Source organism: Actinomycetaceae bacterium MB13-C1-2 (genome assembly GCA_035621235.1).
GTDB lineage: Bacteria > Actinomycetota > Actinomycetes > Actinomycetales > Actinomycetaceae > Scrofimicrobium.
This window is the reverse complement of record CP141731.1, coordinates 1,621,053-1,643,091: the sequence shown is the minus strand read 5'-3', so window position 1 is coordinate 1,643,091 and position 22,039 is coordinate 1,621,053. Positions and strand designations below refer to the sequence as shown.

Genomic DNA, 22,039 nt, shown 5'->3' with positions numbered 1-22,039 from the left:
CCGACCGCTACTTACCCGGCACCACGAAGTTGACCAGTCTAGGTTCCCTAACAATCACCTTTATCGGCTGTTGCTCGCCCATCGCCCGGCGCACCGGTGACAGCTCCCGAGCTTCTGCCTCAAGTGTTTGCGCATCAATCGATGTAGGAACCTCGAACTTTGCACGTAGCTTGCCGTTGACTTGAACCACACAGGTCACGGTTTCTTCGATCAGTAGAGACTCGTCTTCAACCACCGGGAAGTCGTGGGTAGCAAGGCTTTCGCGGTGACCCAACTTGCTCCACAGTTCCTCGGCCATGTGCGGTGCCAACGGGGCGGTCATAAGAACCAATGGCTCGATAGCCTCGCGTGGCACCTGCTCCAGTCCGGTCAGATGATTGTTGAGCACGATAAGACGAGCAATCGCAGTGTTAATCCGCATATTGTTCAGTTCCTCCGTGACCTCCGAAATAGTCTTTGCAACAAGACGCTTCGTCTCCAGGTCAGCCTCTTCGTCCGCGACGGTGAGTTCACCTGACTCTTCATCAATTGCATTGCGCCACAGGCGCTGTAGGAATCGCATCGCTCCTGGAACAGACCTTGTCTCCCAAGGTCGGGAGATGTCGAGCGGTGCCATTGACATTTCAAAGACCCGAAACGCGTCAGCACTGTACTGATCACACATTTCATCTGGGGTAACGGAGTTTTTCAGGGACTTGCCCATCTTTCCGTACTCGCGAGTTACGGGCTCCCCTTTCCAGGTGAAGCCGCTTTCGGGATCGCCCTCTACCTCTTCCGCAGGAACGTAGACCCCGCGAGAGTCAGTGTATGCATACGCGAGAATGTAGCCCTGATTGAAGAGCTTGTGGAACGGTTCAGCGGCGCTCACGTATCCAAGGTCAAACAACGCCTTCTGCCAGAACCTGGCGTAGAGCAGGTGCAAGACCGCGTGCTCGACGCCGCCAACGTAGAGGTCGACTCCGCCAGAGGTTTTCTTCTCTCGGGGACCCATCCAGTAGTCATCGTTAACCTGATCGATTAACGAGACCGCGTCGTGGGGATCAACGTACCGAAGTTCGTAGTAGCAGGACCCAGCCCAGTTGGGCATGGTGTTGGTGTCCCTCTTGTACTCCTTGAGGCCATCGCCCAGATCCATCTCTACGTTCACCCATTCCTGAGCACGTCCAAGTGGTGTCTCCGGGTTTGACTCTCCGTCCTCGGGGTCGAATGTCCGAGGAGAGAAATCGTCCAGATGCGGCAACAAGACGGGGAGCTGTTCTTCAGGAAGAGCATGAACGCGACCATTCTCGTCATACACCACCGGGAAAGGTTCACCCCAGTAGCGCTGACGCGAGAACAACCAATCGCGTAAACGATAGGTAGTGGTCGCCTCTCCGATTCTCCGGTCTGCCAGCCAGGCCGTGATTGTCTCAATGGCCTCCTGCTTACGCATGCCGTTAATGGAGAACTCGTCGCCCCGAGCGGAGTTCACTATCACTCCGTCACCGGTCCAGGCAGCCTCCTGATTATCGAATCCCTCAGGAACCCCGTCGTCTTCGGTCGGTTGAATAGTTGGGACAATGTCCAAGTCGAAGGCCTTGGCGAACGCGAAGTCGCGCTCGTCGTGGGCGGGCACGGCCATGATTGCTCCGGTCCCGTAGCCCATCAGAACATAGTCGGCCGTAAAAATCGGCACGGCTGTGTCGTTTACCGGGTTCGTCGCGAAGATCCCGGTAAAGACTCCAGTCTTCTCCCCAGCCTCTGCTTGACGTTCCATATCTGTCTTGGCCGTGGCCTCCTTTTGGTAGGCAGCAACGGCCTCACGTGGACTCGAATATCCTCCAGTCCATGCAACACGGGTACCTTCAGGCCACCGCTCGGGAATCCCTTTACTGAGGAGCGGATGTTCGGGGGAAACCACCATGAACGTTGCACCGAACAAGGTGTCAGGCCTAGTGGTAAACACGCGTAACAGGGCTGATTCACCACTATCGTTAAGGGCAGTGAAGTCCACAAAAGCACCATGGGATTTCCCGATCCAATGGCGTTGCATCGACTTAATCTTGTCCGGCCAGTCAATGTCCGTCAGTCCCTCGGTAAGTCGGTCGGAATATGCGGTGATCCGCATATTCCACTGGCGCAGGTTCCTTGTAAACACGGGAAAGTCGCCGCGCTCTGAGCGTCCCTCAGAGGTGACCTCTTCATTGGCCAGCACGGTCCCGAGACCGGGACACCAGTTAACCGGCGACTCGGAGAGATATGCCAGGCGGTGATCCGAAAGCACCTGGTACTGCTCTTCTTCGGACAGTTCTACCCAGGGTCGCCCATCGGGGGTTGCTTTCTCGCCAGATTCGAGTTTTGCAACTAGCTCGGTGATCGGACGAGCAGCCCCCAAGGTTCCTTCACCGTTCTTGGCTTCGGGGTCATACCAAGAGTTGTAGATCTGCAGGAAGATCCACTGAGTCCACTTCACGTAATCATCATCAATGGTCGCGAAGGAACGACGCGGATCGTGCGACAGGCCCAGTCTTGCCAGCTGACGCTGGTAGACCTTAATTGCGTTCTCAGTTGTCTTGCGAGGGTGTTGGCCGGTGGAGATCGCATACTGCTCAGCGGGTAACCCAAACGCATCATAACCGAGAGTGTACAGCACATTTTTGCCCTGCATTCGCTGGTAACGGGCAAGAATGTCCGTTGCTATGTATCCCAATGGGTGACCGACGTGGAGACCCGCACCCGAGGGATACGGAAACATGTCCATGACGAACCAAGGTTCAAGCTCCGCCCTAGGCCCGGCCAGATCACCTGTCGGGTTATCAGCGTTGAACGATCCATTCTCAGTCCAGTACTTTTGCCATCGTTGCTCAATCTGCTCGGCAAGGCGTGGAGAATAACGGAACTTCGGTTCATCCGTTCCAGATGACGCTGCCCTATCGGTTCTCGGCGCGACCGACTCAGCCATATGGTTTACCCCCTGTAAGTTCGCTCCAAGTAGGTTATCGCAATCAAAGTGGGTGCCCGGAAGTCATCCGGGCACCCACCAAGTGATGTTTGTCAGATGTGCTACTCGGTAGCCGAACGAAGCAGCCAGGCCTGCTGGTCTAGTGCCTCGGACGTTGCGATAAGGATGTCGCCACTTACCGGATCAACGTCATCGACCGGCTTGATTGCTTCCTTGACCTTGTCTGAGACCTGCTGGACTTTTTCGGCCATTAGCACGTATGTCTTGCCGGTCTCTAGAATTCCAGCGTCTATCGGAGCAAGAACGGTGGTGGCAGCGACGGTTTCCGGGCGACCATCAGGCGTGCCACCCACCTGTGCCAGGCGTTCCGCAACCTCATCTGCCAACGTGCGTGCCTGATCAACAACCTCATCCAGCGCCAGGTGGAGCGAGCGGAACTGCTCCCCGCGAATGTTCCAGTGTGCCTGCTTTGATTGCAGTTCAAGGGCGATCAAATCAACGACACTCTGCTGGAGCGCCTCGGTTACCGTAGCGTTTACCTCTGTCATGGTTCCCCCTCTATCCTCGCCGACCGTGTTTCAGTCGGGCGTGCATATTAACTTCGAGCAGGCACGGACTCCTACCTGCTCCTTACCCCAATCTTACCGACGCCCACCGACAAAGCCCTCAAGAAGTTCCTCAGGAACCGCCTCGGATGTGAGGAACAAGTCTGGATCCTGGGCCAGAAGATGGGCCGTCAGATCGAAAACGCCGCGAGCGGTGGTAACCAAGACCGTCGCGTCACCAAATCTGCCCTGATGCAGAAGACCAAACCGACTTAGGGGCTCCTGGAGTTTTCCGTAGTTGGATGAGACGTCGTCAATGGGTGCCTTATGCATGAACTGTGGGGCATCGATGATCTCCCCCTCTGGGGTGCGCACAGAAAGCTGGGTTGCTTCAGATGCAATTCGATTCGGCACTCGGGCCCACTCCTCAACCCCGTGAACATACGTGTTCTTCGTCATCGGGCATCCAAGAAATGCGATGTAGGCCTCCCTGTCCAAAAGTCGCCCGTAAACGCCGTCTTTAGGGCACGGGGTTCTGGCCAGTTGTTCCCCGTCAGTAAACTCCTCCGCATCCGCGCCGCGCACAGCGACAGAGTGGGTCGGATGCCATGAGCGAATCACATCGTTCCTGCCGCGAAATATGTCCGGAAGAACCCCGACGCAGGAGGGGGAGGTCTCCACATCGAAAACGTCACCGTCTTGGTGCACACTCATCCAAGTGTGGGTTGGAAGAACCAGCAGACCGGGATCAAAGAAACTCGACAGCGTCTCAATCACGGAGTCCGCGCCGCCCTGGACCTGGCCGATCGACTTCATTGAGGAGTGGATCAGCAGGGTCGCTTCTCGCGGGACTCCCCACGACCCTAGGTCGTTTTCTAGGCCAGAAACATTGTGCATAGCTCCATGATGCCTGATCGGCCTACGATTCTTTACTCCGGGCTCAGCACAACGCGGCCAACTTGAACTACCCGCTCTTACTTATTTCGCCCAGCGTTCAGATTGCTCCCGACTATGGCGATGGGCTCAGTTGAGACTCAGTCGCATAGCTGATACATAGGTTCAGCCAAGGGAGCGCCAAGCTTTGGATGCTGGGATCCTCGTATGCATGAGTCACCAGTAGAACCAAAAACGACCATAAGAACTAAATCGACCAAGGCCCGATGGCTAAGCGCTGCGGGAGCGACGGTCGCCCTCGTGGTTTCTCTCGCAGCGTGCAGTGATGTAGTCCCGACCGGAGAAAGCGGAGCCGAAACAGGCTCGACGTCCACCTCCGAAACCTTCTTCACCACGGATCGTGTTCACGCTATCAGTGTCGACTTCGACGATACGGAATACGAGGAGATGATGGCCGCGTACGCCGCGGACGGCGACAAGAACTGGATAAGCGTCACCGTAAACATTGACGGGACGACGTTCGAGAACGCGGGACTGCGGTTGAAGGGCAACCGTTCTCTGCGGCAGGCACTGGCCGAATCTCGCGGTATCGAACTGACGCAGGAAGACTTGGAGAAGGAGGACGCCGACGGCGATTCTTCACCGGGAAACTCGACTGATCCAGCAACGATTCCGTGGCTAATCCGCCTCGACAAGTACGTTGACGGACAGGAGTACCTGGGGCGCCACGACTTCGTGGTGCGCGGAAATGACACTGACACGTATTTGAACGAGGCCGTTGCAATGGCCATGATCGAAGAGGCCGGCTTACCCGCACACAGGGTTGCGTTCTCCGCGTTCTCCGTAAATGGTGGGGATTCGACGCTACGCCTTATTTCTGAGGTCCCCGATGACGCTCTTTGGAACGAGGAGTGGTTTGGAACCGACGGCGCGACCTGGAAGGCAGACTCCGACGGGGACTGGGACTACCACGGGGAGGATGGAGCCAGTTATGAGAGTCTATGGAAGCAGCGCACCGGCGCTGAAGAAGTGGGTATGACACCCATCGCTCAGTTCATGGACTTTATCAACAACGCAACGGATGAGGAGTTTCAGGCGTCATTGGGCGACAAACTTGATATCGAACAGTTCGCTACCTACCTCGCTGTGGAGAGCCTGATTGGGAACCAAGACACTATCTCTGGTCCGGGCAATAACGGATACCTTCACTATGACCCGGAGACCGGTCTGATGACCGTGGTCGCTTGGGATCATGATGTCGCCTTCGACAGCATGGGAGGTCTCGGAGACGCTGGCGGCATGGGAGTTCCAGGTAGCACGCAGGGGCCGGAAGGAGGCAACATGCCCCGGAATGTGCCTGACCAGATGCAGTCAGGGAACATGGAACCCGGTGGTGGTCCCGGCGGAACGCAACCTCCGACAGGCGGCGAGGCACCCGGTGAGGGGGTAATGCCACCGGCAGGGATGACTTCACCGGATGGAACCGCGGGTCCGGGAGCTGGGACAGTGCCAGATGGTGGGATTGTCCCCGACGGGATGGAACAGCCTCAAAGCATGGAAATGCCGAACATGGGTGGACCCGGACGTGGCGGCATGGCAGGGTCAAACATCCTTGAGAGCCGGTTCATGGCTTCGACGACATTCAATGACCTGTACGAAACTGCCTATACCTACCTGCAAGCCAGTCTCGTGACGAGTGGGTTTGCCGACGAAGTGCTGAACGAATACGCAGAACTGCTCATCAACGATGCCGGTGAACTAATCAGCGCAGAGACTGTGGTGACCGAGCGTAACGCCATTGCTCAGTATCTGGCTCGGATCGCGGCGGCAGATTCTGAGCTTGGATCAGGACAGTCCTAGTCTGGAAAGTTCCGCTTGGCAGGAACACAATGGAGTCATGAGCACCATTTTTGAAAAAATCCTAGGCGGCCAGATTCCCGGCAAGTTCGTTTGGAAGGACGAGAAGTGCTTCGCAATCCTGGATATCAACCCCGTCGCACCTGGGCACACGCTGGTGATCCCACGCGAACCCATTGACAAATGGACCGACCTGCCGGATGAACTGCGTAGTCACCTCTTTGACGTTGCGGCCAAGATAGGCAGGGCCCAGGAACTGGCATTTGACGTGCCCCGCTCCGTGGTCATAATCGCCGGATTCGAGGTCCCCCACGCGCACGTCCACGTAATTCCCGCGACCTCCGAGGGGTCGGCCAACCTGGGCAACGGTGCTCCTGTCGACTCGGAGACATTTGAGGATGCGTATCGTCGGCTGACCGCAGTTCTGGCCGACCAAGGGTTTGAAGAAATGGTGCTACGCGCAGACACCAAACCTGAGGACGCAAACGAACCACTTGACATCTAGCCTGGATGCCTAGCGGGCCGCGAGTCGAGACAGATAACCCTGAGAGTTCGCGAGTAGTTCGCTTGCTCTTCCCTGCTCGACTAACTCACCGTCATCAATAACGGCGATAAATGAGGAGGGAAGCACCCGGTCCACCTGGTGCGAGATCTCTAGTACCGTCATCTCTGGATCGAACTGACGGATGCCCTCTTTAACCCGCTTCGACGTAGCCTCGTCAATCTGGCTCGTGGCCTCGTCCAAAATCAGTATCTGAGGGCGGATCAGCAACGCTCGTGCAATAGCGATCCTCTGGATTTGTCCTCCAGAGAGATTCCCGCCGTCTGTGTCGATTATGCGACCCAGCCCTGATTCTCTTGCCCAGTCCCGCATGTCCACCGCTCGAAGTGCGGCACGAAGTTGCTGGTCAGTGGCTTCGGGAACGGACAATCGCAGGTTCTCTGCCAGCGTTGCGTGAAGTAGATACGGGCGCTGAACTACCAGTGCAATACGACGACGCAGTTCCGCGAGCGGTATATCCCTGATGTCCGTACCGTTCAGCGAGACTGCGCCCTGGTTAGGATCGTAGCCACGGGCCATCAGTGCCGCCAGTGTGCTCTTTCCTGATCCGGACACCCCCGCCAGGTATTCCCATGATCCGGGTGAAACCTCGAAACTGATTTCCTTGAGTACCGCTTCGGCGGGGTCGCTTAGCCCACCCGTCTTCGGGTAGCTGAAGCTGACACCTTCGACACGTAGTATCCCGTTTCTCCGCGAAATCTCTCTGCGAGTAGCGGGGTCGGTTCTCTCGACCACGGCGGGCTCCGCATCGATGGTTCGTCGCACACGCTCCGTTGACTCCAGGGCGTCGTCAAGCCCATCAACGAAATCGTCCACCCCCCGAAGAGGTGCCCATAGGCCAATCCAGACAAGGACGGAAATGAGGGGAACAAACAGATCGGTTCCTCCCGGCGTGGCGACAAGCAATGCCAAAGTTGCTAGTTCAATGGCAACAAGCATCCCTTCTCTTATCCCAGCCATTCTGCGAATCCGAGTAAGTGGTCCGTCTGCTCCTCGCTCAAGTTTGTGGGCGTCCTCAGTTCGCCGAGACTGTGCCCCGAATGCGGCGACCTCCCGGGCCCCTTGAATGCTGTCGCCCAAATGAACAGTGAGTCGCGCATTGACCTCTCCCAGCTTCTGAACTGATTTCCAAGAGAGTTCTCTGGCCAGTGCGGGTCCAGCAACCATAAGAATCGAGGAGGTGAGCATTATGAGAGCCGATCGGACTCCCAGGACTGTCCAGGACCAGACAATGGCGACCAGGGGGACAGCGACGGCCGCCACGGCCGGTGGCACGGTATGTGCAAAGAACACTTCGACTCGATCGATGTCCTTGGTGGCCCGCTCACTCAGTTCGGCCGCCCCATTCCCCTTGGCGACCGCAGGAGCCTGCGGAACGAGCGCATCGTAGAACTCGGTCCTCATTCGCGTCAGCATGGTAAAGGCGACCCAGTGTCCAGCGAAGTGTTCTAGATATCGCAGGCTCGCCTTCACGATCGACAGACCAAGGATCCACCAGATCCACGGACTCAGAGAGGCTTCAAGGATAGCCATTCCCGCACACACCAGCACCGCAATGAGAAGCAACTGGTTCGCGATTCTGGCAAGTGCGCTTATCAACCAAATCGCGCGAACACCTCGGGTTCTGCTGATCAGCCAAGAGGTAGTCGACTGCGCCGAGACGTTAGAAGCCATCGCCATCGCCCTCCCCCTCGTTCGCTACCGCTACGATGCCATCTGGGACCACCAGAACTCGATCAGCCTCCCGGACCGCGGCGCTCCGGTGGGCTATCGTCAGCACCGTGCGCCCCTTTGAGGCACGCCCAATTGCCTCAAGGATTAGGGCTTCTCCCCTCAGATCTACCTGCGAGGTGGGCTCATCAAGAACCAGAATCGGTGCGTCCTTTAGCAGGGCACGAGCTACGGCCAGCCGCTGCGCTTGACCGCCGGAGAGCCGCGAACCGCGATTGCCCACCTGGGTTTCCAGACCACTGCCGATTGCGCGAATGTCCGCCGCCAGGTTTGCCTTCTCCAGTGCGCTCCACAGTTCCGCGTCGCTGGCATGGGGCTTAGCCAATCGCAGATTCTCAGCGATGGATGCGTTGAACAGATAGCTTCTCTGCTCAACCACGGCAATCGAATCCACCGCCTCCGACGGCGGTGCCGCGTTTGTGAGAACACGTCCCGTATCGGGGTGAATCAATCCCTGAACCACGGCGGAGAGCGTTGACTTTCCGCTTCCAGAGGGGCCGACCAGTGCCACATGCTCCCCGTAATCGACTCGTATCGAGACGTCCCTAAGAACGGGTTCGCTGCCCGGCCATCCAGCGGTAACGTGATCAAGGAGAATCGCTGGCGGTGCGGGAGGCTCTGGACCCTCTCCCGGATGAGGCATAGCCGCATCTGAGTAGTCTTTGGCCGCTTCCACCTCACTCAAGAGCACGCTGAACTGTCTTTGAGCCGCGCGCCCGCCGATGCCGACATAGAAAAACTGCCCGATTAAGTCAACGGGTGCGACGAGAATAATCGTCAGTAGTATTACCGAGAGTGCCTGGCCCGTGGTCAGTGTTCCGTTCCCGATTCCTCGCACCGCGAGGATGGTCGCTAGTATCAGGGCTCCCAGTGAGAACACCAGATCCATGATTAGGATCAGGAGCTGATTGCTGGCCAACAGCCGCATAATCTTCTTACGATGTTCCTCGTTCGTCCCTGCCAGAGACTTGGCATACGAGTTCCCAGCACCGGCGTACGAAAGCGATTCGAGGGCGTTGACCCCCTCAAGGAACTTCTCGCGAAGATGAGACTGCGAGTCGCGGAACCTGTCACCAACGTCCTTGTTCATTCCCTGAAATGCGCCGATGAGCAACGGGCCGACGACAACGACAACGGTCATGAGTCCCGCTACGCCCCAGCCTGCAGAGAAACCGATGACCGCGAGAACGATCAAGGGGGCGCTAAGTGAAGCGACGCTGGCAGAGAGGAAACCGCCCCGGTAACGAGCGGCACGCATCGCTCCAGTTGAAGCCAGGTCAAGTAGCTGCCCTGCGTGACCCTGCACCCTGATCGGCCCGAGCGCGAATGATGCGTCGTGTGCCAGATTTCGTAGGCTTCGCTCAGCGCTATTTTGCACCCGTAGAGACTGAGTCACGGCAAGACCACCAGAGAGCGCGGCAACAGCGACCAAGAAAACGACCCACACCCACCACGAAGCCGGGAGACGACGCCCAGCAGCGGTGATATCGAGGGCATTCCCAACTTTCACGGCTACCAGTGAAATGGCTAGTACGCTGAGCCAGCGCAATCCGATCTGTACGAATCGATCGGACCGGGAGACGACGCCCTTGACCCGTGGGTCAAGCTTTGGGTTAGCCACCTTCAACCTTCTCTCATTCAGTTCAGAATTCGACCCCAACTAGCATCCCACTGGGTCCGATAATCTACTAGGCTAGATCGGACCGTGTCGGGACGGACGTCCGCCTGTGGGCACAGTTGCCGCATCCGTGCTCCCCTGATACGCACCGCAATACAGTTCAAAGGAGAAAAGATGCGAAAGCTTGCGCGGTGGTCCTCTGGACTATCGGCGGCAGCACTCGTTGTTGCTTCACTAACTCTGGCACCTCCCGCCCTGGCGCAGAGCGAGGTTCCCGAAGAATCTCAAGATCCAGGCATAGCCCTGGATGACCAAAAGCTGCTAGATGAACAGCCGCAATCGGATGATCCCGCGGCGACGGGAGACGAAGATTCACAGAGCGATCAGACCGGCTCCGAAGAAGCGGAGTCCCCCGCCCTTTCGCGCTCTACTGCCAAGGCAGCCGCGGACCTCGTCTCGATTCAGCTACTCAACATCAATGACTTCCACGGGCGAATCTCAGGTCAACTCGACGAGAGCAAGACCGCGCTGACCGGATCCTCGACCATGGACTTCGCCTACACGGTGGAGTCACTCAAGAGTGGCGGTCTTGCTGACTCCACACTGCTGCTCTCGGCCGGGGACAATATTGGCGCGTCACTCTTTGCCTCTTCGCTCCAGAATGATGAGCCCACGATCAAGTTACTGAACGCTTTGGGACTTGCGGCCAGTGCCGTGGGAAACCACGAGTTTGACTACGGCTGGGACTGGATCAGCGAGGTAAACGGCTGGGCCGGTGGAAACTGGCCCTATCTGGCCGCAAACGTCGTCCAGTCGGACGGTAGTATTCCTTCTCCATTCCAGGCCTACACGGTGATTAATTCGGGTTCCCTGAAAGTCGGAGTTATCGGCGTAGTGACACAGGAGACTCCGGCTCTCGTCTCCGCCGGGAATACGGCTGGACTGACATTCTTGGATCCCGTTGACACCGTCAACACGTATGCGGACCAGCTGATGGCGCTTCCAGAAGAGCAGCGACCCGACATCATTGTCGCCGAATACCATGAGGGCGCGAATGAAGGAAAGGGGTCAACCCTTGAGCAGGAGATGGCAAATTCAGCCGTCTTCAACAAGATCGTCACCCAGACCTCACCGGATGTTGATGCCATCTTCACCGGACACACCCACAAGGAATACGCGTGGGAAGCACCGGTAGGCGACGACGGCGCGACTCGTCCCATTGTCCAAACGGGTTCATATGGTGCGAACATCGGCCAGGTGATTTTGCAGGTAGATCCGGAAACTGGGAAAGTTGCGAGCCACACGGCACAAAACGTCAGCACCTCAACCGGTCTAGGTATTGATGTGCTACGCGGTTTCAACCCCGCCACGGCTACCGCCTACGACATTGTCCTTGCTGCCGAGCAGAAGGCCGATGAGGAAGGATCCGTGGTCACCGGCCGCATCGCGGCCACGATTTCGCGAGCATTCACCCACGGCGACTACGTTGACGGAAAGTTCCAAACCAACAGTGACTCCCTTGAGGATCGCGGAAGCGCTTCTCCACTGGGAACCCTGGTCTCGAATATGCTCCGCGATCAGTTGTCTGTCCTTCCGGACGCACCGGACTTTGGCGTCACCAATCCGGGCGGACTACGTAAGGATCTCGTCTACAACCCAGATGTCAACGGCAACATTACGGTCGCGGAAGCCAACTCGATTCTTCCCTTCAATAATGAGCTTGCAACCGTCAAGATGACCGGCGACCAGGTCTACACGATGCTGGAGCAACAGTGGCAGAGAGATGCCTCCGGGAAGGTTCCCTCTAGGACGTTCCTGTATCTGGGTCTGTCCGACAACGTTCGTTACACGTACCACGTGATTGATGACCCGGTTATCCCCGGTGCCGAAAAGGGCATTGTCGATACCGTTTGGATTGACGGGAAACTGATCGACCGAGCGGCAACGTACACAGTCGGAACATTCAACTTCTTGGCAACTGCTGGCGACAACTTCTGGGTCTTCAATGACACCACTGTTACCAACACTGGACTGTTGGACTACGAGCAGTGGTTCGCCTACCTCGCAAGCGAAAGCGGCGAGGCCGGCATCGAACCTGACTTCCGCAAGCAGGGAGTCGAGGTCGACGTCGTTCCGTCTGATGCAACCGTTTCTGACGAAGAGTCCGTTGAAGTCACCTACTCGAATCTGAATGTCCACGCGATTGGTGCACCAGAAAACGGCGACGTGACGGCAACACTGGATCTGACGCTACCGGTTTCGGCAACAGAGCCGTTGGTCAACGCCAAGGACGGTGCCGGCTACTGGTCGGACTCTGTCGCTTTCGAACTGACGGTTCCCACAACGTCCGCCGGTGGAGACACGACGATCACCATGGTCGCAGAACCGACGGGAACAACTGCAACCACACCGGCAAAGATCACCTCGGACGTCGTGACGCTTCAGCTGTTGAACATAAACGATTTCCACGGCCGAATCGATGGGAGTCTCAACGACGCCAAAGATGCGCTTACGGCGTCGAGCACAATGCAGTTCGCCTATACGATTGAGGAGCTGAAGAACAGCGGAGTTGCAGAGTCCTCGCTGCTTCTTTCTGCGGGTGACAACATTGGCGCCTCGCTGTTCGCCTCCGCGATCGGACAGGATAAGCCGACTATTGATCTTCTGAATGCCCTGGGCCTCGTTGCGAGCGCCGTTGGCAACCACGAGTTCGATTACGGAGCCGACTGGATCGATCTAGTGAACGGATGGGCAAACTTCCCATATCTGGGTGCAAACGTCATCGACGATTCAACCGGGAAGATACTCGAACCCTTCCAGCCGTACGTAATTGTTAACTCTGGCGGACTCCGTGTTGCGGTAATTGGGACGGTTACTCAGGAAACCCCGACTCTGGTATCGAAACAAAACGTTGAGGGACTGACATTCCTCGATCCGGTCGACACCACGAACAGGTACGTTGAAGAACTAATGGCGCTTCCCGCCGACCAGCTTCCCGATGTCATCGTGGCCGAATACCACGAAGGAGCAAATGAAGGAACCGGCTCGACTCTTGAACAAGAGATGGCGAACTCCGCCATCTTCAACAAGATCGTCACTCAGACTGCTCCGGAAGTGGATGCCATCTTCACCGGACACACCCACAAGGAGTACGCATGGGAGGCTCCGGTCGGAGACGACGGTAGAACCCGTCCGATAGTTCAGACCGGATCGTACGGGGCGAACATCGGCCAGGTGCTGCTGGATGTCGACCCCGCAACGGGTGAGGTCGTTCGTCACAGCGCCAAGAACCTTTCGACAGCCTCAAGTCTGGGAATTGACTCTCTGAGGGGATTCAACTCCGTGACAGAAGCTGCCTACCAAATTGTTCTCGACGCAATGAAGACCGCCGACCTGGAGGGTTCTAAGCCCACGGGGCGCCTTGCAGCTACTATCAGCCGGGCATATACCGCCGGCGACTACGTTGACGGGGCGTTCCAGAAGAACTCCAATTCCCTAGAGGATCGCGGGGGCGCTTCGCCGCTTGGAACACTCGTGTCAAACATGCTTCGCGATGAGCTGGCCGGTCTTGAGGCAGCACCAGATTTCGGCGTCACAAACCCGGGAGGTCTTCGCACCGACCTGGTCTACGACCCGGAGACAGACGGCATGATCACAGTTGCAATGGCTAGAGCTCTGCTGCCGTTCAACAATGAACTATCCGTTGTGACGATGACGGGAGATCAGATCTACACGATGCTGGAGCAGCAGTGGCAGAGGACCGTTGACGGGGATGTTCCATCCAGGGCGTTCCTCTACCTAGGTCTGTCCGACAATGTTCGCTACACGTACCACGAAATTGCTGACCCGAACATTGAGGGCGAGACCCTCGGCGTCGTTGACCAGGTGTTCATTGACGGCAAGCTGGTGGATCGAGAGGGAACTTACCGTGCGGGTACATTTACCTTCCTAGCGACAGGTGGGGACAATTTCCACGTCTTCGCTGAAGCAGAAACCCTAAACACCGGCCTGCTCGATTGGGAGCAGTGGCTCAACTTCCTGCAGGAGCAGAGCAACGGATCAGCGGGGCTTAGGAACGCCGCTCGTGCAAGCGAAGGGATCGTCCCGGACTTCACGAAGCAGGGCATCAAGCTCGACTTGGTCCCTGCCAACGGAACGGTCAAAGCGGGAGAAACGGTGGAGGCCACGTTCTCGAACATCAATATCCATGCAATTGGTGCTCCGGAGAATCCGACTGCCGAGGCGACCCTGACCACAGCGTCGGGAGTTCTCACGGAGACCGCGGCCGTCTCGAATGTCAAGGACGCGGAGACGGGAGTTTGGAGCGATTCGGTCCTCTTCGAGTTCAAGGTACCTGCAAGCACGGCTGGCGGTATCGCGTCGCTGGAGATGACTGCGTCACCAACCGGAAGCTACGCGACCTCGTTCGTTGAGGTTGTTCCGGTGAAGGGGCCCATCGGGCCCGGCAAACCAGGTGACGGCGCACTGCCTGATACGGGCGTTTCAGTCCTGTGGATGGTTCTGGCTGGACTTGCGGTTACCGCCACGGGTGCAGGTCTCGCTGTTAGGTCTCGTCGAGAAGAGGTATAGAACGGGTAGCACGGTGAGGTGAGGTGCAGAACCAGACCGCACGACAGGGGTCGGGAAGTACAAACTTCCCGACCCCTGTCACATTCTCGGTCTCTTGCAAGAACATACGAGGTCGGGATATCGTCTGTCGTTCTGTACTCTTCAAACATGGGAACTCAGAGAATTGCGCCGTCCTTGACCGGTGCTGTAGAGCAAACTCCAGCACCGACTAGCAGAAGACTGGTCGGCCTCTTCCTCGTCCTGATCGGAATGCTCACGATTCTCACGGCTGCAGTGCCAGCTCATGCCGATGCCCGCGATGACGTGATTCGTAAAGTGGACATTAACGTTGAGTTGAGCGAGGACGGCGTAGCCCACATCACCGAGACGTACACATGGGATTTCGGAGACCGAAATGGTCTCGGTTTCTATCGCACCCTTGTTCAACACATGGGGTGGCCGGACGACTCAACCCTCATACGAAAGTACGAGTATTCGAACTTTGCTGTCTCCAGCCCGTCCGGGGCTCCTGCCGAAGTCTGGGTTGAGGACGAGGAAGGTGACGAACTGCTGGTTTCCGTTGGCGCGCCAGACGGATCGAATGACACACGTTCAGGCGTCCAAACCTACATACTCTCGTATGACATGGCCGGGGCCCTGAACCAGATACGAGACAAGCAGGGCACCGAAGACCAAGACGAGTTCTACTGGAACGCCTTCAACGACTGGGACGTCCGAATGGAAGACATCACCGTCACTGTTCAGGGCCCTTCTGGTGTCGTTGATGTCGCCTGCTATGCGGGAACCTACGGTTCATCTACCCCCTGTGATGACTACTCCAGCTCCGGACCCACCGCTACGTTCCATGCCAAGGCTCTTCCTGCCGGTAGTGCTCTCTCAATTATGGCGGCGTATGAGGCGAACTCGTTCACTAATGCTTCCCCGATCCTGATCGCGGCGCCAGAATACGATCAGGAGTTTGCAGAGGAGGGATCGTCCGTGATTGTCTGGCCGTGGGTCCTGGGGACTGCGGTCGCAATAGTTGCGGGGATTGCGGGACTTATCGCGTTGTTTATCCATAGGTCTCGGGACTTTCACTACGTTGGTTTAGCTCCGTCAGAGTTACCGAGGCCAGGCAACGAAAGCTACTACGCTGTTGAGCTCCTCAAAGACGTACCTCCCATTACGGTGCAACATCTCCCGCCCGCAGGTCTAGCACCGGCGGAAGCAGCGCTGATCCTTGACAAGGATGCCAAGACCTCCACCCTCTCGGCCACCATCTTGGACCTCGCAATTCGCGGCTATCTGATAATCGCCGAAGTCGATTCCAAGAAGCGCTGGAAACCAAACGATTGGCTGATTGCACGAACGCCCAACCCCCCAAGCATCACCGGACTCAAACCATTTGAGGCCAACCTGCTAGGCCACCTCCTGGGAGCGCGCGAGTCGGTCCTCATCTTCGAGATAAGCGGAAGTTTCTATGAACAAACCGCACAGTATCGCCAAGACCTTCTAAATACCGGTTTCAGTAATGATTGGCTCATAAAGAAACTTGGGCGTCCAAGGACCCCCAGAGGCCGCGCTCTCTTTGAGCAAAGCCGCGGTTTCCGAGAGTATCTGCGTACCGTAGACCCCTCCAGCCTGCGCTGGGATCAGGACTATGACATCTTTTCAAACTATCTTCCCTGGGCAATGGCCTTTGGATTGACGCAGCGATGGAGCGAGATGTTCGATAGGCGCTCCGCCGAACTCGGCTACGAGGTGATCCCGACCTGGTATCTGGTTGGAGGCGGTGCTACCCCCGCTTCGTTTACTGATGTTTCCCGGGCGATGAATCGCTTCTCTGCGCAGGCATCAACCAGTCTTGCAACAACCCCCGCTTCTTCGGGTGGTTCTGGCTCGTTCAGTAGTGGTGGCGGATTCGCTGGCGGCGGCGGTGGAGGTGGAGGAGGCGGAGGTCGATAATCAGCCCCGGCTATCGCAGACAACCCGTTGACCCGATAGGGTGGAAGAAATCGAAGGAGTGCGAAATGCCGAATCTATCTGGCAAGAAGGTGGCCTTTCTCCTCAAGCGAGGAGTCGAGCAACCGGAACTCACTGAGCCGTGGCGCGTGGTTGAAGAAGCGGGTGGGCAGCCCGTCCTCGTCTCAGAAGAACACGGAACCGTAACCGCCCTAATTGGTGACTGGGATCGTGGCGATGATTTCGAGGTAGATCTGACGTTGGATGAGGCCGACCCGACCGATTTCGACGCACTGGTGCTTCCCGGAGGAACGCTCAATTCGGACAAGCTCCGCTCTAATCCGAAGGCGATTGCTTTCGTGAAGTCATTCTTCGACGCAGACAAGACCGTAGCGTCAATCTGTCACGGACCGTGGATCATTATTGAGGCCGGAGTTATTCCGGGGCGAACGCTCACCTCCACCACCCGAATCGCAACAGATCTCAAGAATGCGGGAGCTATCTGGATCGATGAGGAAGTCGTGGTTGACGGGAACTTGATTACCAGTCGTAGTCCGCGCGACATTGAGGCCTTCAACGCAGCACTACTAGATGCTCTAGCAGAGTAACTATGCTTCGCACGCCATTCAACGATGACTGGACTTTCACCAAAGAAGATGTGCCGGGTTCGTCAGTTCCGGTCACGCTTCCCCACGATGCGATGATCCGCGAAGTTCGCGATCCCAATCTCCCCGGTGGCCAGAACACCGGCTATTTCCCAGGCGGACGGTACCGTTACTCAAAGACCTTCCAGGCTCCAGAATCAGAGACTGCCATCCTGGAGTTTGAGGGCGTGTTTCATCGTTCGAAAGTACTGCTTAACGGAACCGAGGTCGGTGGAAGACCGTCGGGTTACGCCACCTTCCACGTGCCACTTACGACCTGCCTTCAGGATGGGGAGAATCTGATCGAGGTAGTGGTTGATACAACCGACCAGCCGAACTCACGCTGGTACACGGGATCCGGCATCTATCGCCCCGTCAGTCTCCTCACCGCTTCTTCGGTCCACATCGAACCATTCGGGTTTCGCCTCTTGACCGATTCCACTTCCTCAGAATCCGCATTGATTCAGGCTATCGTCGACGTGGCAAATGAGGAGGACCGTGCTCAGGAACTCACCATCACAGTCACCCTGAGCTCCCCCACCGGAAAGAAGACGACGGCGAAGGCATCCCTCACTGTTCCCTCGCGTGCCACCGGGACTTTTCGCCTGCCGATCACCGTCAACAATCCAGAGTTGTGGTCGCCGGAGAATCCCGCGCTATACCAAGCGGAGGCAACGGTTAGATCCGGGCGCAAAACCTTGGACCGAGAAGAAGTCACCACAGGAATTCGTTCGGTGACAGTCGATGCAGAGAATGGCCTCCAGCTCAACGGGCAGACTATCAATCTTCGCGGGGCCTGCATCCACCACGACAACGGGGTCCTCGGAGCGGCGGAGTTCGACGCAGCCGCGGAACGCAGAGTTCGCCGACTTCTCGATGCCGGATACAACGCCATTCGCTCTTCACACAATCCCACCTCGAATGCGGTATTGCGGGCCTGCGATAAGCTCGGAATGCTGGTCATGGATGAGTTTTCTGACGCTTGGTACTTCCCCAAGCAAGTTGGCGACTACGGCAACGATTTCGATAAGTGGTGGCAGCGTGACCTCGACGCGATGGTACTGCGCGACGCCAATCATCCCTCAGTCATCATGTATTCGATTGGGAACGAGATATCGGAGACCAGTCAACCTCGTGGCATCGAGCTAAGCAACGAGATGACCGCGCGAATCAGAAATCTCGACGCGACGCGTCCTCTGACCAACGGAATCAACCTCATTCTCAACGCGTTTGCCCAAAGTGACGAGAAGAGGGAAAAACAACTTGAGAAGGCCCGAACACAGGGGGAAGACCAGAACAAGAACCTGATCGTCCTTCTCAACTACGCGATGGGGGCGATGGAGCGAATCATGCCTCTCGTGGGCGGATCTAAGAAAGCAGACGCTCTTAGCCGAGACTCTTTTGCTCCCCTAGACATCGCCGGATACAACTACGCTCCCTTCCGCTATCGGAAGGACGGCGAGCTGTATCCGGATCGAGTCATTGTCGGGAGTGAAACAAATCCACCGGATATCGCAGAGAACTGGGCGATGGTGGAAGAACTCCCCTACTTGATTGGCGATTTTCAGTGGACGGGTTGGGACTATCTGGGTGAAGCGGGAATCGCCGTTAAGCGGTACAACCAACCGCGAGCCATGTTCCTCCCCTACCCCGCATTGCTTGCGGGCGAGCCTGTCATAGACATCCTGGGGAATTCTCAGACGCAGATGTACCTGAACCGGATCGCCTACGGTCTGGAGGAGGGCCCGGTCCTCGCAGTGCAGCCCGTAAATCACGCGGGCGAAAAGCAGAGCAGTACGCCGTGGCGCTTCACAAACTCTATCCGTTCCTGGGCATGGGAAGGCTACGAAGGGACCATCGCCGTCGTTGAGGTCTACGCGAACGCTCACATGGTCTATCTACTTCTTAACGGCGAGAGAATCGGATCCGCTTCCATCGGCAAGAAGGAAGGCTATACGACCACCTTCGAAGTTCCCTACACGGAGGGAACTCTTGAGGCTGTTGCCTATGACGCAGCCGGGCGCGAACTGGGTCGCGACCGCCTACGAAGCGCCAGCTCAGACCTGCGACTAACTTTGGAATCAGATCGGGACAACCTCGCTGCAGATGGACAGGATCTCGCACACGTTTCAATCGCCTTCACCGACTCAAGCGGTGTTGTCCGCCCGCTCGCTGACCGCCCAGTTCGAGTGCGAGTCGACGGTGCCGGGGTCCTGGCTGGTTCAGGCAGTGCGAATCCGATCACCGAGGATCGCTACACGACGGGTCGGTTCACCACATACGGCGGACGCGGCCTGGCCATAATCCGTTCGACCGGAGAATCGGGTGAGGTCAGGGTGAGCGTCGAAGCCGAGGGGGTTTCTCCCACGTCTCTGATGATCAGTGCGGAATAGACAGAAGGACTTCCGAACTACTGCGACCCCCTTGCTCCATACTGGAATTATGTACACCGAGAATAGAACGATTGACGACGGACGAGGCGAGTCTGCAAATATGCGCGCCGACCGCAACTGGAACGAACTGATGCAAGAGTTGCGAGTGATGCAAACTGGCGCACAGGTATTGACAGGTTTTCTCCTAGCAGTGGCGTTTCAGCCACGATTCACAGAGCTAAGTCGCGCCCAGCTGGCCTTTTACTTAACTCTGGTCGTGCTGGCGACCCTCGCAACGATCCTCTCGATCGCTCCCGTGGTCCTGCATAGAGCGCTATTTCGCAAGGGAGTCAAGCCGAGGTTAGTAACCTACGGGACACGATTCGTGAGTATTGATCTAGTTATCGTTCTGTCGCTTACTGTGGGTGTTCTGACCTTCATCGTGCAGTTCGCACTGGGAGACCATGCGGCTTGGATCGCACTAATTGTCTCGGTGACCGTTGTCGCAGGGGTTCTTGTGACAATCTCCGGCATAAGCAGAAAGGCTCGCAGGGTCGATCTAGACGACTGATCCACGCTGTTTGGCGTTGCGCTAAGGGCGCCGCTGCCCACCGGACGGTATTCCGCCGTGCCACTGGAGCTTGTCCCGTTCGCAGTTGATCGCCACAAAGCTGCGCAACTGTCCCACATTCCCAAAAGGGCCAGGAAGGGCAGAGCCAATGGTTTGTGGCGGTCACTGCTAGTTATCGCCGAATACAACGGTCAACACCAATCAAACCTTTGCTACGAATCAAATTGTTTGTCACACCGAACAATTAGATATAGTAAGACGTACTTAGCGGAGGGGATACTTGTGCAAATAGCTACCGACTTGTCCGAAACTTCCCTTCCGTCGAATCGGGAGACTAAGCAACGCGGTCTCTGGAGGCTATTTGGCCCTGCCTTTGTTGCCGCAGTTGCCTACGTCGACCCCGGCAATGTGGCAGCAAATCTCTCGGCCGGAGCGAAATACGGGTATCTCCTGGTCTGGGTGCTAGTGCTCGCGAACATCATGGCCGTGATCGTGCAGTACCTCTCAGCAAAACTCGGTATCGTTACTGGCCGTAGCCTCCCCGAAGTCCTCGGCGATCGGATGCCCCGAACGTCTCGCCTTCTCTACTGGGCCCAAGCCGAGCTAGTCGCCGTCGCTACCGACCTTGCAGAAGTGGTCGGCGGAGCCCTGGCCCTATATCTACTGTTCGGTACTCCCCTGCTGTTGGGCGGCCTGATCGTTGGGGTGGTGTCGTTGTTGATCCTCGCCCTACAACACAGCGGTCGCGGGACGACGGGACAGCAACGCTTTGAGCACGTGGTAATCGGACTCTTAGCAATCATCACAATCGGCTTTGTAGCGGGACTGTTCGTTGCACCCCCAGACTGGGGAGAGGTCGTCGAGGGACTGGTGCCCCGGTTCGCCGACTCCGGATCCGTTCTACTGGCTGCCAGTATGCTTGGCGCCACAGTCATGCCCCACGCGGTCTACCTACATTCGTCGCTCGCCCGAGATAGACACGGCTCCTCCACCGAGCCAGGTCGGATTCGCAGGTTGCTCCACGCTAACCGATGGGACGTCGTGCTCGCTTTGGTTGTGGCAGGCAGCGTTAACATCGCCATGCTACTGCTGGCTGCCGCGTCGCTCCGAGGCGTTTCCGGTACGGACACCATCGAGGGGGCAGCGGCGGCTATCACCACACATCTCGGTGCCGGGATCGGAATTATCTTCGCCATCGGCCTGCTAGCCTCGGGACTTGCCTCGACCTCAGTCGGAGCGTACGCCGGCGCGGAGATAATGAGCGGTCTACTGCACGTAAAGATCTCGCTGCTGGCACGCAGGCTAGTTACTATGGTGCCTGCTCTGGTGGTTCTCGGTCTGGGAGTTGACCCCACCTGGGCGCTAGTCCTAAGTCAAGTGCTTCTGTCGTTCGGCATTCCATTTGCTATCGTCCCGCTCGTGTGGTTGACCAGTCGCAAAGAAGTGATGGGAGAGTTCGTAAACGGAGTATGGTTACGTCTCGCAGGTGCCGTGGTAGCCGTACTCATCATCGCGCTAAATCTGCTGCTTATTTGGCTAACATTAACTGGACAAGCCTAGGGCGTGTCTCTATATCTGTGCTCAGGCGAGGATGCCCGGAAAATTCGTGGTTGTAAGGCGGAAGAGGAGGCTTTGCTGGCGGCAAAGCCGACGATAACAACGTAGCAAATGCGGATTTCCCGGTGACCACAACGAGCAGGAAATTAGGAGACACACCCTAGCTACCGAGAGCTTCTAACGATCGCTTGACATTGACGTAACGGAAACGTTTAC

The 22,039-nt window shown here is 57.2% G+C and carries 13 protein-coding genes; 8 read left to right on the top strand and 5 right to left on the bottom strand.

The annotated features are described in order from the left end of the window. Positions 1-7: 7 nt before the first annotated feature. The 3 genes from leuS to U6G28_07155 all read right to left on the bottom strand — a co-directional run bounded on the left by leuS (position 8) and on the right by U6G28_07155 (position 4,383). A complete protein-coding gene (leuS, locus tag U6G28_07165; protein WRS29308.1) occupies positions 8-2,941 on the bottom strand; it encodes a leucine--tRNA ligase in 2,934 nt (977 codons plus the stop codon). A 101-nt stretch (positions 2,942-3,042) separates the two neighbouring features. Next, complete coding sequence (locus U6G28_07160) at positions 3,043-3,489, bottom strand: DNA starvation/stationary phase protection protein (GenBank protein ID WRS29307.1); 447 nt, start codon at positions 3,487-3,489, stop codon at positions 3,043-3,045. 93 nt (positions 3,490-3,582) lie between these two features. Further along, positions 3,583-4,383, bottom strand: a complete 801-nt coding sequence (locus U6G28_07155; protein ID WRS29306.1) for an AAC(3) family N-acetyltransferase — start codon at positions 4,381-4,383, stop codon at positions 3,583-3,585. A 204-nt stretch (positions 4,384-4,587) separates the two neighbouring features. Here U6G28_07155 and U6G28_07150 point away from each other — a divergent pair, with 204 nt between their 5' ends. Together U6G28_07150 and U6G28_07145 are read left to right on the top strand one after the other, a co-directional pair. After that, entirely contained in the window at positions 4,588-6,240 is a 1,653-nt protein-coding gene (locus tag U6G28_07150) for a CotH kinase family protein (GenBank protein WRS29305.1), read from the top strand. A 37-nt stretch (positions 6,241-6,277) separates the two neighbouring features. After that, positions 6,278-6,742: an HIT family protein gene (locus U6G28_07145; GenBank protein WRS29304.1), complete on the top strand. Its 465-nt coding sequence runs from the start codon at positions 6,278-6,280 to the stop codon at positions 6,740-6,742. 9 nt (positions 6,743-6,751) lie between these two features. On the opposite strand, the gene U6G28_07140 is transcribed toward U6G28_07145, so the two are convergent. After that, complete coding sequence (locus U6G28_07140) at positions 6,752-8,473, bottom strand: ABC transporter ATP-binding protein (GenBank protein ID WRS29303.1); 1,722 nt, start codon at positions 8,471-8,473, stop codon at positions 6,752-6,754. Beyond that, positions 8,463-10,151, bottom strand: coding sequence for an ATP-binding cassette domain-containing protein (locus tag U6G28_07135; protein ID WRS29302.1), 1,689 nt, complete (start codon positions 10,149-10,151; stop codon positions 8,463-8,465). Before U6G28_07135 ends, U6G28_07140 begins: the two co-directional genes overlap by 11 nt. Before the next feature lie 171 nt (positions 10,152-10,322). Between U6G28_07135 and U6G28_07130 the strand changes: the two genes are divergently transcribed. From U6G28_07130 to U6G28_07105, 6 genes are all read left to right on the top strand, one after another. Next, positions 10,323-14,738 carry a 5'-nucleotidase C-terminal domain-containing protein gene (locus tag U6G28_07130; GenBank protein ID WRS29301.1) on the top strand — a complete coding sequence of 1,472 codons (4,416 nt, stop codon included), beginning with the start codon at positions 10,323-10,325 and terminating at the stop codon, positions 14,736-14,738. Positions 14,739-14,885: 147 nt separating this feature from the next. Continuing rightward, the gene (locus tag U6G28_07125; protein ID WRS29300.1) at positions 14,886-16,682 is read left to right on the top strand and encodes a DUF2207 domain-containing protein; all 1,797 of its coding nucleotides are present in this window, start codon (positions 14,886-14,888) and stop codon (positions 16,680-16,682) included. A gap of 65 nt (positions 16,683-16,747) precedes the next feature. Continuing rightward, positions 16,748-17,287 carry a type 1 glutamine amidotransferase domain-containing protein gene (locus tag U6G28_07120; GenBank protein ID WRS29299.1) on the top strand — a complete coding sequence of 180 codons (540 nt, stop codon included), beginning with the start codon at positions 16,748-16,750 and terminating at the stop codon, positions 17,285-17,287. 2 nt (positions 17,288-17,289) lie between these two features. Next, on the top strand, positions 17,290-19,716 hold the full coding sequence (locus tag U6G28_07115; GenBank protein WRS29298.1) for a glycoside hydrolase family 2 TIM barrel-domain containing protein: 2,427 nt from the start codon (positions 17,290-17,292) through the stop codon (positions 19,714-19,716). A gap of 49 nt (positions 19,717-19,765) precedes the next feature. Beyond that, positions 19,766-20,266 (top strand): DUF6328 family protein, encoded by a 501-nt coding sequence (locus tag U6G28_07110; protein WRS29297.1) that lies wholly within the window; start codon positions 19,766-19,768, stop codon positions 20,264-20,266. Between the two features lie 300 nt (positions 20,267-20,566). Beyond that, entirely contained in the window at positions 20,567-21,826 is a 1,260-nt protein-coding gene (locus U6G28_07105; GenBank protein ID WRS29296.1) for an Nramp family divalent metal transporter, read from the top strand. The last annotated feature ends 213 nt before the right edge of the window (positions 21,827-22,039 follow it).